Raw genomic sequence first — 16,499 nt, forward strand, 5'->3', positions numbered from 1 at the left:
TCCCTACGTGAGAGGGGCAGGATGAGGGTGCCCTCATGCAGGGCATCCTCACTCCACCGCAAACACCTTATCCAGCTTGCTATACCCCAGCCCGTTAATCTTCTTCACTTTGATCTGCACCGGGATCCGCTCTTTCATCGCCTCGACGTGGCTAATCACGCCAATGGTTTTCCCGGTGGCGTTCAGCGCGTCGAGCGCATCCAGGGCGGTATCCAGCGTTTCGCTGTCGAGCGTGCCGAAGCCTTCATCCAGGAACAGCGAATCGATGCGTGTCTTGTGACTCACCAGATCGGAAAGCGCCAGCGCCAGTGCCAGGCTAACAAGGAAGCTTTCGCCGCCGGAGAGGGTACGGGTATCGCGCACCGCGTCCGCCTGCCAGGTATCCACCACTTCGAGTTCCAGCGCATCGCTGACCTTGCGCTGCAGCAAATAGCGCCCGTGCAGGCGATTTAGCTGCTGGTTGGCAAGCCAGACCAGATTATCCAGCGTGAGCCCCTGGGCAAACTTACGGAACTTGTCACCTGTGCTGGAACCTATCAGCGAATTCAGATAGCTCCAGTCATCGGCCAGCCGCGCGGCCTCTTCAATATGCTGCATGAGCGCCAACTGGTGCTGACGGTTATCGCTGTCCTGTTTAAGCTGCTGGCGGATCTCACCCTGATGAGTGGTGTTCTCCCGAAGCTGTTGCCCGAGTTGCTGTAGCTGCAACTGCAGGGTTGGCGCGTCGAGTTCCAGCCCTTCCGGTCGCTGCGTCTGATGAGCCTGCAGCTGCTGGTTTGCCTGTGCGAACAGCGCGGTTGCCTGCTGAAGCTGGTTTTCCAGGGTCTGCTTACGGTGTTCAAGACGGCGGATAGTCTCTTCATCAAGCAGTGCAGCCAGAAAGGCCTCCCGATCGGCGAAGCAGCTTGCGGTCAGTGCGGCGGTGAAGTGCGTCGTGGCGTGCTGCAGCCGTTCGCTTTCAAGGCTTTCCTGCTGTTGCAATGTGGCAAGCTGGCTCTGAAGAGAAACGCATTCGTCGTGCGTTGCGCGCCAGTTATCAGGAATGGCCGGTTCGGTTTCTGTGTCGTTTGTGGCGGGCAGGGTGTCGAGCAGCGGCATCAGAGCCGTCATGCGCTCCTGCATGACGCCATGCTGAGTCTGTTTTTCCTGCCACTGTGCGAACTCGGTTTCTCGTTCGTTCAGCCAGGCAGCCTCTGTGCCTTCTTCCGGGACGTTGAGTGACAGCGTAAGCAGGGTCGTTTCCAGCGCCTGGCGCGTGGCCGTCAGCTGCTGTTGATACTGACGCGCCTGCGCGTCCTGTTCATTCAGCTGTTGCTGCAGCGTCAGACGCTGGCTCAGCTGGTAAAGCTGACGCTCATACTGCTCTTGTTCGTTCATCCACGGGGCAATATCTTCCTGAATATTCAGAGTGATATTCAGGGACGCGCAAACGGATTGCCACTCTTTAGTGAGCGCTTGCTCCTCCTGAGAGAGCGTCTGAGCGTCGTCTGTCTCACGCTGGATCTGCCGGGTCAGGGCATTCACCTGGCCGAGAACTAACAATCCTTCCTCTTTAAGCGCAGCGACCTCTTTGGCTAACTGGTCGCGACGCTGCTGGTTGGCACTGAGCTCCAGCGCCTGATACGCAGTGACCGCCGGGTGCGAGGTTGAGCCGCATAGCGGGCAGGGCTGTCCCGCCTGCAGCTGCGCACGCTCTGCCTCCAGACTTTTAATCTTCTCTTCCTGTCTGCAGAGCGTTTCAAGATCCAGATAATGTTGGTTTTTCTCTTTGTACTGCTGGCGACGCAGCGTCAGCGTTTCATTGAGTTTTACCTGCTCTGCCTGGGCTTTCTGCAGGCTTTCACCGTTCTGGCGCAGACGCTGTTGCAGCGGCAGATAACGGGCCTGAAGCGACATCAGCCGCTGGCGGAAAGTCCGTGACTGAGCCTGTTGCTCCATCGCCACGCTGACCTCGTCAGCCGTGAGCGTCAGGGCGTTTTCCGGCATCTCTGCCAGCTTCTGGCGTAATTCAGCAATGCGCGTGGAAAGCGTGGCGATCTGATTTTTATCGCGATTCAGCTGTGCAAAATGGGCGCGCCAGCCTGCTATCTCCTGGCCCCACTGACGATACCGCTCGTGCTCTGCCAGCCATTGTGCCAGCGCCGTAAGGTCGGTCTGCAGTTGTGCATGGCTACGCTGGGCCGTATTACGGATACGCGAGCGCAGCGCGGTTTTTGCTTGTAAGCGAGCATTTACTTCAACAATGCGTTGCTTCGTTTGCCCCAGCCGGGTGGTTTGCTCTTGCTGGCTGTCCCACAGTGGTCGCAGCTGGGCGGCGGGGTGAGCAAGCTGGAGCGTTGCCAGCTCGGGCGCAGCCTCGGTCAGTGCCTGTTGCGCCTGTTGCTGCAAGGTGGCAACGCGTTGCTGCTCACGTATAAGCTCGTCATTGCGCGTAAGCCACTGAAAATCTTTCTGTTGATTCTGCTGTTGCGCCAGCAGCGTTTTTTCTTCGTCAGTAAGTGCCTGCAAACTTTGCTGTAACTGCTGCTGTTGCTCTTCACTCAACAATACGACGCCTGCAGCCTGTGCTTCATACACCTCAAGGGCGTTACGCGCGGCTTTGTGTTTCTCAAACACCATGGCGGAAATCTGCCCGTAGATCTCGGTTCCGGTCAGTTCTTCCAGCAGTTCGGCGCGGTCGGAAGGTCTGGCATTGAGGAAGGCGGCAAATTGCCCCTGAGAGAGCAGCATTGAGCGGGTAAAACGGCCATAATCCAGCCCGGTGAGGGCGGCCGTTTGTTCCAGTTTATCCGACACTTTGTCGGCCAGAATTTTACCGTCCTCACAGCGTGCCAGCTCGACGCGTGGGGCCTGAAGATTACCGTCGGGCTGATTTCGCGCGCGGTTCTGACTCCAGAAAGCGCGATAGGCAATACCTTTGACTTCAAACTCAACTTCGGCAAGGCATTCGGCCGTGTCGCGCGTCATCAAATCGTTTTGTGCCTGGGAGACTTTCTGCAGGCGCGGCGTTTCGTGATACAGCGCCAGACAAATGGCGTCGAGCAGGGTCGTTTTCCCTGCGCCGGTAGCCCCGGTAATCGCAAACAGTCCGTTGCTGGCAAACGGCTCCGCGGTAAAATCGATTTTCCACTCACCCTTCAGTGAGTTGAGATTTTTCAGACGCAGGCTGAGGATTTTCATGCGTTTTCTTCCTCATCGTTCAGGGCATGCAGGGTGTGCGTAAACAGCTCGTTCAGCCGTGCGCGTTTCGCGTCGTCAATCTCCTCGTGGGAGAGCCGGCGTTCAAAAACCTCTTCCACCCTGAGTTCGCTGAGCGTTTCGCGCTGAGCGCCGAGCAGAATTTTCTCGCGCTGCTCGCGGCTGCGGCGCACCAGCAGCACCTCTACCGGCAGGTCTTCCGTGAGTACCTGAATTTTACGCTGCACATCATGCAGGTAGTCGCCGCTGGCGATCTCAATATCCAGCCAGACCGGCGGGTTTTGTTCCACGCCGCGCCACTGTTCAAGCTGGGCGGTGATGGCGTCCAGATCGCCTTTCAGCACCGCCAGCGGTTGGGTGACGGGCACTTCCAGCGTGTCGACGGCGCTGAGCTTGCCGTCGCTAAAGCTCACCAGATGGACACTTTTGGCTTTGCCGGTCTCATCAAAACTCAGCGAGATGGGCGAGCCGCAGTAGCGAATGTGCTCGCAGCCGCCGATAACCTGCGCCCGGTGGATATGCCCGAGGGCAATATAATCCGCGGGCGGGAAGTTTTGTGCCGGGAAAGCATCCAGCGTGCCAATATAAATGTCACGCACCGCGTCGCTTTTGCTGGCCCCAACGGTGGTGAGGTGCCCGGTGGCAATCACCGGAATCGCCTGGTCACCGCGAAGGGCACAGGCCTGGGCATGCTGCTGGTGGTAATAGTCGGTGATGGCCTGCAGCAAATGCTGCTGTTTTTCTGCGCCGGAAAGCCCCGCCTGGCTTTGGACAATATCGCGCGGGCGTAAAAATGGGATCGGACACAGTACCGCACCCGGCGTCCCGTCGCGCTTTTTCAGGATCTGCGGCGCATGTCCTGCGCTGGCCACCACGGTAGTATTGAGGAACGCCAGAATATCGCGGGATTCATTTAACGTTGCGACGGAATCATGGTTGCCGGCAACAATCACCAGATGACAGCCCGTTTGCTGCAGATTGACGACAAAACGGTTATATAACTCGCGCGCATAGCTGGGGGGCGAGCCGGTATCGAAGATGTCACCCGCTACAATAATGGCGTCTACCTCATGAGAGCGGGCCGTATCCAGCAGCCAGTTCAGGAACGCTTCGTGTTCAGCCGCCCGGCTTTTGCTGTAAAAATTTTGACCCAGATGCCAGTCAGAGGTGTGTAGTATGCGCATTGCTGATCCGTGGCGAAAAAGAGAAAGCAGGATTATAAACTGTCAGGGAACAGAAAATAACCGCTGTAATAAAACAACAGTTTGCCCTTTATAGTGGTACTGTTTTTCATAAATCTGTCATAAATCTGACGCATAATGACGCCGCATTACAAACTTGTAACTTAAATAAGATAAAACAGGGCAAAGTATGGCGAGACGTATTCTGGTCGTAGAAGATGAAGCTCCGATTCGTGAAATGGTGTGCTTCGTGCTCGAGCAAAATGGCTTCCAGCCGGTTGAGGCGGAAGATTATGACAGCGCGGTGAACCAGCTGAATGAACCCTGGCCCGATCTGATTCTGCTCGACTGGATGTTGCCTGGCGGCTCCGGGCTGCAGTTTATCAAACACCTGAAACGTGAAGCGCTAACCCGCGACATACCGGTTGTGATGCTCACGGCGCGCGGTGAAGAAGAGGATCGCGTACGCGGTCTGGAAACGGGGGCGGACGATTACATTACCAAACCGTTCTCACCGAAAGAGCTGGTTGCCCGCATTAAAGCCGTGATGCGCCGCATTTCACCGATGGCGGTGGAAGAGGTGATTGAGATGCAGGGACTGAGCCTTGACCCTACCTCACACCGCGTCATGACCGGCGAAAATCCCCTCGATATGGGGCCTACCGAATTTAAACTTCTGCATTTCTTTATGACTCACCCGGAGCGCGTATACAGCCGCGAACAGTTGCTGAATAACGTCTGGGGAACTAACGTGTATGTCGAAGACCGGACGGTTGACGTACATATCCGCCGCCTGCGAAAAGCGCTGGAACTGAGCGGCCACGATCGCATGGTGCAGACGGTCCGCGGCACGGGTTATCGTTTTTCAACCCGTTTCTGAACAATGACAGGAGTGTGACGCGTGCTGGAACGTCTGTCATGGAAAAGGCTCGTCTTTGAACTGATCTTATGCTGTATTCCGGCCTTCATTCTGGGGGCCTTTCTTGGATATTTGCCGTGGTTTCTGCTGGCGTCGGTTACCGGGCTTCTGATCTGGCATTTCTGGAACCTGCTGCGCCTCTCGTGGTGGCTGTGGGTTGACCGAAGTATGACGCCTCCGCCGGGAAGCGGAAGCTGGGAGCCGCTGCTGTACGGTCTGCACCAGATGCAGATGCGTAACAAAAAGCGGCGTCGGGAGCTGGGAAGCCTGATCAAACGCTTCCGTAGCGGCGCTGAGTCGCTGCCGGATGCTGTCATTCTGACGACCGAAGAAGGGACGATCTTCTGGTGTAACGGCCTCGCGCAACAGCTGCTGGGCCTGCGCTGGCCGGACGATAATGGCCAGAACATCCTCAACCTTCTGCGTTATCCCGAGTTCACGCTGTACCTGAAAAAGCGTGATTTTACCCGCCCCCACAACCTGAAGCTCAATAATGGGCGCCATCTGGAAATCCGTGTGATGCCTTACAGCGACCAGCAGTGGCTGATGGTTGCCCGTGATGTCACCCAGATGCACCAGCTGGAAGGGGCGCGACGCAACTTCTTTGCCAACGTCAGCCACGAATTACGCACTCCGCTGACGGTGCTTCAGGGGTACCTGGAGATGATGCAGGAGCAAACGCTGGAAGGCGCGCCGCGCGAGAAAGCGTTGCATACGATGCGTGAACAAACGCACCGTATGGAAGGGCTGGTGAAACAGCTGCTGACGCTCTCGAAAATTGAGGCCGCCCCCTCGCTGGCATTGAATGACACCATTGATGTGCCGATGATGCTGCGGGTGGTGGAGCGCGAAGCGCAGACGTTAAGCCATAAAATGCATCAGCTGACCTTCGAGGTCGACAACACGCTCAAGGTGCTTGGCAGCGAAGATGAGCTGCGCAGCGCCATTTCTAATCTGGTGTATAACGCGGTGAATCATACGCCAGCGGGGACGGATATCGTGGTGCGCTGGCAGCACACGCCAACGGGCGCTGAGTTCAGCGTAGAGGATAACGGGCCGGGGATCGCACCTGAACACATCCCGCGTCTGACCGAGCGCTTCTACCGGGTGGATAAAGCGCGCTCACGGCAGACCGGCGGCAGCGGTCTGGGGCTGGCTATTGTGAAACACGCGGTGAATCATCATGAAAGCCGTCTCGATATTCAAAGCACGCTGGGTAAGGGAACCCGCTTCAGTTTCGTTATCCCGGAACGATTAATTGCCAAAAAGATCGCCTGACGACAGGCGTGTCAGTTTACCTTTCCACGGGCCAGCGTTTGCTGGCCCGTTTGCTTTGCAGTCAAGCGAAACGCGGCTGAATATTATACGGCTGGCTGTTTTTTGTTCGCATGATTAGCCATGGGTTTTTCTTATAATTAGCGTATTGTGCTGGTCTGATTTTTGATGCTGGCATATTGTTCTGGTTTCACGATCCCATCTTGCCTTTAAACGTTATAAGCGTTTAAATTGCGCCCCAGATACTGTCATACCGACTGTATTTGCGTGGTAAATCGAAAAACTATTCTTCTCCACGCCAGGACGGGAGCATATCCCGCTGAAATTGAGCAAATTTTCCGCTGTATCGTCCCGTCAGGGGTAGCGAAAATCTCAATGTTTTCAACACCACATCCACAGGCAGTAAGGTTTTATGACCCATCACTTAAAATCGCGTGACATCATCGCGCTGGGCTTTATGACATTTGCGCTGTTCGTTGGCGCAGGCAACATCATTTTCCCCCCAATGGTTGGCTTACAGGCGGGTGAACACGTCTGGACCGCTGCGTTTGGTTTCCTGATTACTGCTGTGGGTCTGCCGGTACTGACCGTCGTCGCGCTGGCGAAAGTCGGTGGTGGCGTTGATAGCCTCAGCACCCCGATTGGCAAAGTGGCCGGCATTCTGCTGGCGACCGTCTGTTATCTGGCCGTTGGCCCGCTGTTTGCGACCCCGCGTACCGCTACCGTATCCTTCGAAGTGGGGATTGCCCCGCTCACTGGCGATGGCGCGATGCCGCTGTTTATCTACAGCCTGATCTACTTCGCGATTGTGATTCTGGTTTCCCTCTATCCGGGCAAGCTGCTGGATACCGTGGGTAACTTCCTGGCTCCGCTGAAAATCGTGGCGCTGATTGTGCTGGCGGTTGCGGCCATCGTCTGGCCCGCAGGCCCGATTAGCGATGCGATGGACGCCTATAAAAACGCCGCGTTCTCCAATGGCTTTGTGAACGGCTACCTGACGATGGATACGCTGGGCGCAATGGTGTTTGGTATTGTTATCGTGAATGCCGCACGTTCCCGCGGCGTGACGGAAGCGCGTCTGCTGACTCGCTACACCATCTGGGCTGGCCTGATGGCCGGTGTGGGGCTGACGCTGCTGTACCTGGCGCTGTTCCGCCTGGGCTCAGATAGCGCCATACTGGTCGATCAAAATGCCAACGGCGCGGCGATCCTCCATGCTTACGTACAGCACACCTTTGGTGGTGCGGGTAGCCTGCTGCTGGCGGTACTGATTTTCCTGGCGTGCCTTGTCACCGCCGTGGGGCTGACCTGCGCCTGCGCTGAGTTCTTTGCTCAGTATCTGCCGCTCTCTTACCGCACGCTGGTCTTTATCCTGGGCATCTTCTCCATGGCGGTGTCAAACCTCGGTCTGAGCCACCTGATTCAGGTCTCTATCCCGGTGCTGACGGCCATCTATCCGCCATGTATCGTGCTGGTGGTGCTGAGCTTCACCCGCCCGTGGTGGAACAACTCGTCGCGAATTATTGCGCCAGCCATGTTTATCAGCCTGATTTTTGGTATCCTTGACGGGATTAAAGCATCCGCCTTTGCGCAAATACTGCCAGCCTGGACACAGCGTCTGCCGCTGTCCGAGCAAGGCCTGGCCTGGTTGATGCCTACCGTTGTTGCACTGGTTCTGGCCATTATCTGGGATCGTGCTGCAGGGCGTCAGGTCGCATCGAACGCCCATTAATCAACGGCAACAAACTGTTTAACCACGGGGCTTAAGGCCCCGTGGTTTTTTGTTTTTTTCGAGTTGAATGGCAAGATTTAAATGGAAAGCACTAACAAACTCAAACGTGGACTCAGCACCCGCCACATTCGCTTTATGGCGCTGGGATCCGCTATCGGTACCGGTCTTTTTTATGGCTCGGCAGATGCCATTAAAATGGCCGGTCCCAGCGTTCTGCTGGCCTACATCATCGGTGGCGTGGCCGCGTATATTATCATGCGCGCCCTCGGGGAGATGTCGGTTCACAATCCGTCTGCCAGTTCGTTCTCGCGCTATGCGCAGGAAAACTTAGGCCCGCTGGCGGGCTTCATCACCGGCTGGACCTACTGCTTCGAAATTCTGATTGTGGCTATTGCCGACGTTACCGCCTTTGGCATCTACATGGGCGTCTGGTTCCCCGCGGTTCCGCACTGGATCTGGGTGCTGAGCGTGGTCCTGATCATCTGTGCCGTCAACCTGATGAGCGTGAAGGTGTTCGGTGAACTGGAGTTCTGGTTCTCCTTCTTCAAAGTTGCCACCATCATCATCATGATTATCGCGGGCTTCGGGATCATCATCTGGGGTATCGGCAACGGCGGTCAGCCAACGGGGATCCATAACCTCTGGAGCAACGGCGGCTTCTTCAGCAACGGCTGGCTCGGTATGGTGATGTCGCTGCAGATGGTCATGTTTGCCTACGGCGGGATCGAGATTATCGGCATTACCGCCGGGGAAGCGAAAGATCCGGAGAAATCCATTCCGCGCGCCATCAACTCAGTGCCAATGCGTATTCTGGTGTTCTATGTGGGGACGCTGTTCGTCATTATGTCCATCTACCCGTGGAACCAGGTGGGCACTAACGGCAGCCCGTTTGTGCTGACCTTCCAGCATATGGGCATCGCGTTTGCCGCCAGCATCCTGAACTTTGTGGTGCTGACCGCCTCGCTTTCGGCAATCAACAGTGACGTCTTTGGCGTGGGCCGCATGCTGCACGGAATGGCGGAGCAGGGCAGTGCGCCTAAGGTGTTTGCCAAAACCTCTCGTCGCGGCACGCCGTGGGTGACGGTAATGGTGATGACCGTAGCCCTGCTGCTCTCGGTCTACCTGAACTACATCATGCCGGAGAATGTGTTCCTGGTGATTGCGTCGCTGGCGACCTTCGCGACCGTGTGGGTGTGGATCATGATCCTGTTGTCGCAGATTGCGTTCCGTCGCCGTCTGTCACCGGAAGAGGCGAAAGCGCTGAAGTTCAAAGTGCCGGGTGGGGTGGTGACAACCGCTGTCGGTCTGGTCTTCCTGGTCTTTATCATCGCCCTGATTGGCTATCATCCGGATACCCGTATCTCCCTTTACGTGGGCTGCGCGTGGATCGTCCTGCTGCTGCTGGGCTGGATGTTTAAATGCCGCCGCGACCGTCAGCTGGCGCAGGCACAGTAAACTTCCCTCTCCCCGCAGAGGGACTGGAAGGAGGCATCCGCTCACGCTGATGCCTCCTCCCCCGTCCTCCTCCCTCAATAAACCTCGTCATGATGAGCTAACCTTAACCACCCTGTGGCAAGGTGACGTCAATTTCATCAAAGGGGATTCGTGATGTTAAACGCCTGGCACCTTCCGGTTGCCCCATTTGTTAAGCAAAACAAAGACAACCTTGTGATTACGCTCTGGCTGGCGGGGGAAAATCAGCCTGAACGCGTGACGCTACGCGCCGAAATTGATAACGAAGAGACCGCGCTGAAAATGCATAAGCAGCGCAGCCAGCCGCAGCCCGGGATCACGGCGTGGCGGGCAAACATCGATTTAACCCGTGGACAGCCGCGTCGTCGCTACAGTTTTAAACTGCTGTGGAATAACCGCCAGCTGTGGTTTACCCCGCAGGGGTTTAGCCGTTTTCCGCCGGCCCGGCTGGAGCAGTTTGCCGTCGATTACCCGGACAATGGCCCGCAATGGGTTAACGATCAGGTGTTTTACCAGATTTTCCCGGACCGCTTTGCCCGCAGCGAAAAGCGCACTGCAGACCAGGACAAGGTGTATTACCACCACGCAGCAGGTCACGACATTATCCTCAAAGCATGGGATGAACCGCTGACCGCGCAGGCGGGTGGCTCGACGTTTTACGGCGGCGATCTCGACGGGATCAGCGAAAAACTCCCGTACCTGAAAAAACTGGGCGTGACGGCGCTGTACCTTAACCCGGTGTTTAAAGCCCCGAGCGTGCATAAATACGACACCGAAGATTATCGTCATGTTGATGAGCAGTTTGGCGGCGATGCCGCGCTGCTGCGCCTGCGACAGAACACTAAAAACGAAGGGATACGCCTGATTCTGGACGGCGTGTTCAACCACAGCGGGGATTCGCACGCGTGGTTTGACCGTCATAACCAGTCGATGAGCGGGGCATGCCATAACCCGGATTCGCCGCAGCGTGACTGGTACAGCTTTAATGAAGAGGGCTACGCGCTGGACTGGCTGGGCTACCCAAGCCTGCCGAAGCTGGATTTCCAGTCGCCTTCTCTGGTCAACGAAATCTACGGCGGTGAAGACAGCGTTGTCCGCCACTGGCTTAAGGCGCCATGGAACATGGACGGCTGGCGTCTTGACGTGGTGCATATGCTGGGTGAAGCGGGCGGAGCGCGTAATAACCTTCAGCACGTTGCAGGGATCACCCGCTCAGCGAAAGCCGCACAGCCGGAGGCCTTTGTCTTTGGCGAGCATTTTGGCGATGCACGCCAGTGGCTGCAAGCCGATGCAGAAGATTCGGCCATGAACTACCGCGGTTTTACCTTCCCGCTATGGGGATTTCTGGCGAACACCGATATCTCCTACGATCCGCAGCATATCGACGCCGAAACCTGTATGGCATGGATGGATAACTACCGCGCCAGCCTGTCGCATCAGCAGCAGTTGCGGATGTTTAACCAGCTGGACAGCCACGATACCGCACGTTTTAAATCCCTGCTTGGCAAGGATGTGGCATGTCTGCCGCTGGCCGTTACCTGGCTCTTCACCTGGCCAGGCGTGCCGTGCATTTACTACGGTGATGAGGTGGGGCTGGAGGGGAACAACGATCCCTTCTGCCGCAAAACCTTCCCCTGGGATCCGGCGAAGCAGGACAAGGCGCTGCTCAGCCTGTACCAGCGTCTGGCTAAGCTTCGTAAACAGAACCAGGCGCTGCGTTACGGTGGCTGTCAGGTGGTGTATGCCCACGATAACGTGGTGGTGTTTGCCCGCGTCTACAACCAGCAACGCGTGCTGGTCGCCATCAACCGCGGAGAAGCCTGTGAAGTGGTGCTGGATGACTCTCCGTTGCTGCACGTGAAGGCGTGGCAACGCAAAGAGGGTAAAGGCACGATTCAGGAAGGCATTCTCTCCTTACCGGCCATTTCCGCCTCCGTCTGGTTCGGAAATTAATCGTCATCAGCAACCGGTATATTTCCCGGTTGCTGAAAATTCCCCTAAGTTGTTCGGTTAATTTCAACAGAGGGGACAAATATCTTTACTATCCGCTCAATCAATTCTCGCTATACTCAAATTGCTTTATCAGTCAGGGCCCTTTCTCATATAGCACACCAAAACGTTGGCTTTTAACACATTGATTAAAAGGTACTTTTATGTCTATTCGTGAACTGATTGACCCGTCCAATTCCGTACTGATTTTTATCGATCACCAACCGCAAATGTCTTTTGGCGTGGCAAATATTGACCGTCAGTTATTAAAGAATAATACGGTGGCTCTGGCAAAAGCAGGCAAAATTTTTGATGTTCCGGTTATCTACACCTCTGTCGAAACAAAAAGCTTTAGCGGATACATCTGGCCAGAATTGCTGGCGGTTCACCCGGCGGTTAAACCGATTGAACGTACCTCTATGAACTCCTGGGAAGACGATGCGTTTGTTGCGGCAGTGAAAGCGACGGGCCGCAAGAAACTTATCATCTCAGCCCTGTGGACCGAAGTTTGCCTGACCTTCCCGGCGCTGATGGCTCTGGATGAAGGGTTTGAAGTTTATGTAGTGACCGATACTTCCGGCGGTACCTCCGTAGATGCCCATGAACGTGCGATTGACCGTATGGTTCAAGCGGGCGCGGTTCCTGTGACCTGGCAGCAGGTGCTGCTTGAGTATCAGCGCGACTGGTCTCGCAAAGGCACTTACGACGCGGTCATGGACCTGGTCCGTGAGCACAGCGGTGCTTATGGCATGGGCGTTGACTATGCCTACACCCTCGTTCACGGTGCGCCAGAACGCAAAGCGTAAACCTTCCAGGGCGGGGTTCTCCCGCCCATTAATGACCAGGAAACTATTATGGCGCACACATCACATGTCACGCTGGTGATCACCCACACCTTGCTGCCGGGTCAGGCTGAGCGATACGAACAGTGGCTGGGTAAGATCATGCCCATCGCGGCGGAATTTCCGGGGCATCTTGGCGCGAACGTCATCCGCCCGACCGACGGACAACATCTGTGGACGGTGATAATCCGTTTCGACACCCTCGAACACCTCTCTGCGTGGACCCAGTCCGATACCCGTAATGCGCTGGTAAAAGAGATTGAACCGCTGCTGGCGGAAGGCGATAAAACCGAAGTGCGTACCGAGGCGGCGTTCTGGTTTACTCCACCGGAGCCTCACGTGCGTAAGCCTAAACAGTGGAAACAGTTTCTCATTACCCTGCTGGTTATCTTTCCCAGTACCAACCTGGTGCCGCTGGTCACCGGTGCGTTGCTTCCTGGCCTGAAAGGTACGTTGTTGCTGCATCTGATTAACGATGCCTGTGTGGTCGCGCTGGTGGTCTGGCTGTGGATGCCCATCGTGACCCGTCTGTTTGCCGGATGGCTCAAAAAAGCCTGATTCGGCTGAAAGGAGTACGTTATGTCTCAAACTGCCACACTGATCTTAACCAAAGGGAAGATCCATACCCTCGATCGCGAAAACCCGCTCACGGAAGCGGTGGCTATTGCTAACGGCAAGATCCTGGCGACGGGCAACCACGATCGCATTATGAGCTATGCGACGCAGGGAACGCAGATTGTCGATCTGAAGGGGAGTACGGTGATCCCCGGGCTTAACGATTCGCACCTGCACCTGATCCGCGGCGGGCTGAACTACAACCTCGAGCTGCGCTGGGAAGGCGTACCGTCGCTGGCGGATGCGCTAAGGATGTTGAAAGATCAGGCCGATCGTACACCTTCACCTCAGTGGGTTCGGGTGGTGGGCGGCTGGAGCGAGTTTCAGTTCGCCGAACGCCGGATGCCGACCATCGAAGAGCTTAACGAGGCGGCACCGGATACGCCGGTGTTTGTCCTGCACCTCTACGATCGCGCCCTGCTTAACCGCGCCGCGTTGAAAGCTGTCGGCTACACCAAAGAGACGCCAAACCCGCCGGGCGGGGAGATTGTGCGTGATAACCACGGCAACCCGACCGGGCTGCTGATCGCTAAACCTAACGCGATGATCCTCTACGCCACGCTGGCAAAAGGACCGAAACTCCCCATTGAGCAGCAGGTTAACTCCACGCGCCAGTTTATGCGTGAGCTTAACCGTCTGGGGCTGACCAGCGCCATTGATGCCGGCGGCGGCTTCCAGAACTACCCGGAAGATTACGAGGTGATTGCCGAACTGCACGCCAAAGAGCAGATGACGGTGCGTATTGCCTACAACCTCTTCACCCAGCGCCCTAAACAGGAGCTGGAGGATTTTGAGCGCTGGACCGATATGCTCAAACCGGGGCAGGGCACAGACTTTTATCGTGCGAACGGGGCAGGAGAGATGCTGGTCTTCTCGGCGGCGGATTTTGAAGATTTCCTCCAGCCGCGCCCGGATCTGCCGCAAGGGATGGAAGACGAACTGGAGCGCGTGGTGCGCCACCTGGTGGAAAACCGCTGGCCGTTCCGGCTGCATGCCACCTATGACGAATCCATTAGCCGGATGCTGGATGTCTTTGAGAAGGTGAACCGTGAGATTCCGTTTAACGGGCTGCACTGGTTCTTTGACCATGCGGAGACCATTACCGAGCGTAATATCGAGCGCGTCAAAGCGTTGGGGGGCGGTATTGCGGTGCAGCACCGTATGGCGTTCCAGGGCGAATATTTCGTCGACCGCTACGGCAAAGAGGCGGTGAAACACACGCCGCCGGTGGCGAAAATGCTGGAACTGGACGTGCCGGTTGGGCTAGGTACCGACGCAACCCGTGTGGCGAGCTATAACCCGTGGACGGCGCTCTACTGGCTGGTCTCCGGGCGAACCGTCGGCGGCCTGGCGATGTATGACGACAATAACCGCCTGCCGCGTGAGGTAGCGCTGGAGCTGTGGACCGCAGGCAGCGCGTGGTTTTCCAGCGAGCAGGGTAAAAAAGGCCGTCTGGTTGAAGGGCAGCTTGCGGATCTGGTGGTGCTGTCGAAAGATTACTTCAGCGTGACGGAAGAGGAGATCAAGGGCATTGAATCGGTGCTGACCGTTGTGGATGGCAAGATCGTGTATGCCGCCGGTCATTTCAGTCCGCTGTCACCGCCGCCGATCCCGGTTGTGCCGTCGTGGTCACCGGTCGTGAAAGTCCCGGGGCATTACCGCTCTGCGCCGCCAGCAGCCAGTAAAGTGGGGGCGGTGGTACAGATGCACCAGTGCATTGGTAGCTGCGGAGTGCATGGCCATGCGCACGGCATTGCGCGGCAATCGGATATCCCGGTATCTTATGACCAGGCATTCTGGGGCGTGCTGGGGTGCTCGTGCTTCGCGTTTTAACGTGTGAAAGTGAGATCGTACAAAACAAAAAGGCCCGCTAATGCGGGCCTTTTCCGTAAACCGTGCCGATTACAGGCTGGATACGTTCTCAGACAGGTATTTAGCAACGCCGTCCGGAGACGCGTTCATACCTTCTTTACCTTTTTCCCACTGAGCCGGGCACACTTCACCGTGCTCTTCGTGGAACTGCAGCGCGTCAACCATGCGCAGCATTTCGTCGATGTTACGACCCAGTGGCAGATCGTTAACAACCTGGTGACGAACGATGCCGTTTGCGTCGATCAGGAAAGAACCGCGCAGTGCAACGCCAGCGTCCGGATGTTCGATACCGTAAGCCTGCTGGATTTCGCGTTTGATGTCCGCAACCATTGCGTATTTCACCGCACCGATGCCGCCTTTGTCGACAGGGGTGTTACGCCATGCGTTGTGTACAAATTCAGAGTCGAAGGAGACGCCTACAACTTCTACGCCACGCTTCTGGAATTCTTCGTAACGTTTGTCGAATGCGATCAGCTCAGACGGGCAAACGAAAGTGAAGTCCATTGGCCAGAAGAACAGAACGGTCGCTTTACCGTTGGTGTGCTGTTTGAAGTTGAAGTTTTCAACGATTTCACCGTTGCCCAGAACTGCTGCAGCTGTAAAATCCGGAGCCGGACGAGTTACCAGAACCATGTGATTCTCCTGTAGATACTAAGGTTATTTGGAACGCAACGCCGCCCAGTATAGAGAGTGTTCATTGATAAGACAAAGAGGCGCTAACAATCGTTCAGCAAGCTTTCACCTATCAATGGCATTTCTGTTATAGCTGTTTGTTTTTCGCCTGGGTCATCATACGCGGATAGAACTGCCAGAATCGTGTCTCCAGCGCCTCGTAGTGGGCGTCCAGGTCATGCCAGGAGTCGCGCAGCGCGTCGAGTCGCGGTCGACGACTCGCCATCCCGTTTAACACATTCTGTATAAAGTCCATCTCGCGATAGCGCTCAAGCCAGCGTTCTGACCAGAGATAGTTATTCAGATTCACAAAGCGCGGCGGCGAATCCGGCAAAATAATGGACACCTGCTGGTGGGCATAGCGCACGAACGCGTTTAGGGGCATCTCAGGAGAGAGTGTTTCCCAGTGCCGCGAGAGGAAATGGTCCCACATCACATCGAGCGTGATCGGTGCGACGCGCCGCGTTTCAGGGCGGAACCACGCTTTGGCTTCCTGGACTTCCGGCAGGTTATCGGTCAGTACGTCGATACGGCGATGCATAAAAATCCCGTCGACAACCTCTGCGGAGTACGCGTCGGCGGGATTACCGCGCACGAAATCGGCCAGCAGATTGCCGGAAAGAGAGCTGTCAGCGAGATGAGCAAGATGCAGGTGAGCGAGAAAATTCATGCGTTTTATTTGTCCAGGGGCGGCTAGTTGTTGCAGCAAAAGGGTGTGAGCACTAGACTAT

At 56.3% G+C, this 16,499-nt stretch carries 12 protein-coding genes; 8 read left to right on the forward strand and 4 right to left on the reverse strand.

The features are described from left to right. Window positions 1-48: 48 nt before the first annotated feature. Together sbcC and sbcD are read right to left on the reverse strand one after the other, a co-directional pair. Complete coding sequence (gene sbcC, locus HV340_RS04720) at window positions 49-3,180, reverse strand: exonuclease subunit SbcC (RefSeq protein WP_059306745.1); 3,132 nt, start codon at window positions 3,178-3,180, stop codon at window positions 49-51. Beyond that, on the reverse strand, window positions 3,177-4,382 hold the full coding sequence (gene sbcD, locus HV340_RS04725; protein ID WP_032681573.1) for an exonuclease subunit SbcD: 1,206 nt from the start codon (window positions 4,380-4,382) through the stop codon (window positions 3,177-3,179). The genes sbcC and sbcD overlap by 4 nt, the downstream gene beginning before the upstream one ends. 187 nt (window positions 4,383-4,569) lie before the next feature. Between sbcD and phoB the strand changes: the two genes are divergently transcribed. The 8 genes from phoB to HV340_RS04765 all read left to right on the forward strand — a co-directional run bounded on the left by phoB (window position 4,570) and on the right by HV340_RS04765 (window position 15,057). Further along, complete coding sequence (gene phoB / locus HV340_RS04730) at window positions 4,570-5,259, forward strand: phosphate response regulator transcription factor PhoB (RefSeq protein WP_008503265.1); 690 nt, start codon at window positions 4,570-4,572, stop codon at window positions 5,257-5,259. Between the two features lie 21 nt (window positions 5,260-5,280). Further along, complete coding sequence (gene phoR, locus HV340_RS04735; RefSeq protein WP_014168833.1) at window positions 5,281-6,576, forward strand: phosphate regulon sensor histidine kinase PhoR; 1,296 nt, start codon at window positions 5,281-5,283, stop codon at window positions 6,574-6,576. Between the two features lie 409 nt (window positions 6,577-6,985). Next, window positions 6,986-8,305: a branched-chain amino acid transporter carrier protein BrnQ gene (brnQ, locus tag HV340_RS04740; protein WP_014168834.1), complete on the forward strand. Its 1,320-nt coding sequence runs from the start codon at window positions 6,986-6,988 to the stop codon at window positions 8,303-8,305. An 81-nt stretch (window positions 8,306-8,386) separates the two neighbouring features. Beyond that, window positions 8,387-9,760 carry a proline-specific permease ProY gene (gene proY / locus HV340_RS04745; RefSeq protein ID WP_014168835.1) on the forward strand — a complete coding sequence of 458 codons (1,374 nt, stop codon included), beginning with the start codon at window positions 8,387-8,389 and terminating at the stop codon, window positions 9,758-9,760. A gap of 153 nt (window positions 9,761-9,913) precedes the next feature. After that, window positions 9,914-11,731, forward strand: coding sequence for a maltodextrin glucosidase (malZ, locus tag HV340_RS04750; RefSeq protein WP_059306744.1), 1,818 nt, complete (start codon window positions 9,914-9,916; stop codon window positions 11,729-11,731). A 200-nt stretch (window positions 11,732-11,931) separates the two neighbouring features. Further along, window positions 11,932-12,573 (forward strand): hydrolase, encoded by a 642-nt coding sequence (locus HV340_RS04755; protein ID WP_014168837.1) that lies wholly within the window; start codon window positions 11,932-11,934, stop codon window positions 12,571-12,573. A gap of 48 nt (window positions 12,574-12,621) precedes the next feature. Continuing rightward, window positions 12,622-13,167 (forward strand): antibiotic biosynthesis monooxygenase, encoded by a 546-nt coding sequence (locus HV340_RS04760; protein ID WP_014168838.1) that lies wholly within the window; start codon window positions 12,622-12,624, stop codon window positions 13,165-13,167. Between the two features lie 21 nt (window positions 13,168-13,188). Continuing rightward, window positions 13,189-15,057, forward strand: coding sequence for an amidohydrolase (locus tag HV340_RS04765; RefSeq protein WP_181216341.1), 1,869 nt, complete (start codon window positions 13,189-13,191; stop codon window positions 15,055-15,057). 69 nt (window positions 15,058-15,126) lie between these two features. Here HV340_RS04765 and HV340_RS04770 read toward each other — a convergent pair whose 3' ends face one another. Both HV340_RS04770 and acpH read right to left on the reverse strand, forming a co-directional pair. Further along, window positions 15,127-15,729, reverse strand: a complete 603-nt coding sequence (locus HV340_RS04770; RefSeq protein WP_014168840.1) for a peroxiredoxin — start codon at window positions 15,727-15,729, stop codon at window positions 15,127-15,129. A gap of 127 nt (window positions 15,730-15,856) precedes the next feature. Continuing rightward, window positions 15,857-16,438, reverse strand: a complete 582-nt coding sequence (gene acpH, locus HV340_RS04775; protein WP_025204983.1) for an ACP phosphodiesterase — start codon at window positions 16,436-16,438, stop codon at window positions 15,857-15,859. Window positions 16,439-16,499 lie beyond the last annotated feature (61 nt).

Origin of the sequence: Enterobacter sp. RHBSTW-00975 (assembly GCF_013615235.1) — a bacterium.
Taxonomy (GTDB): Bacteria; Pseudomonadota; Gammaproteobacteria; order Enterobacterales; family Enterobacteriaceae; genus Enterobacter; species Enterobacter ludwigii.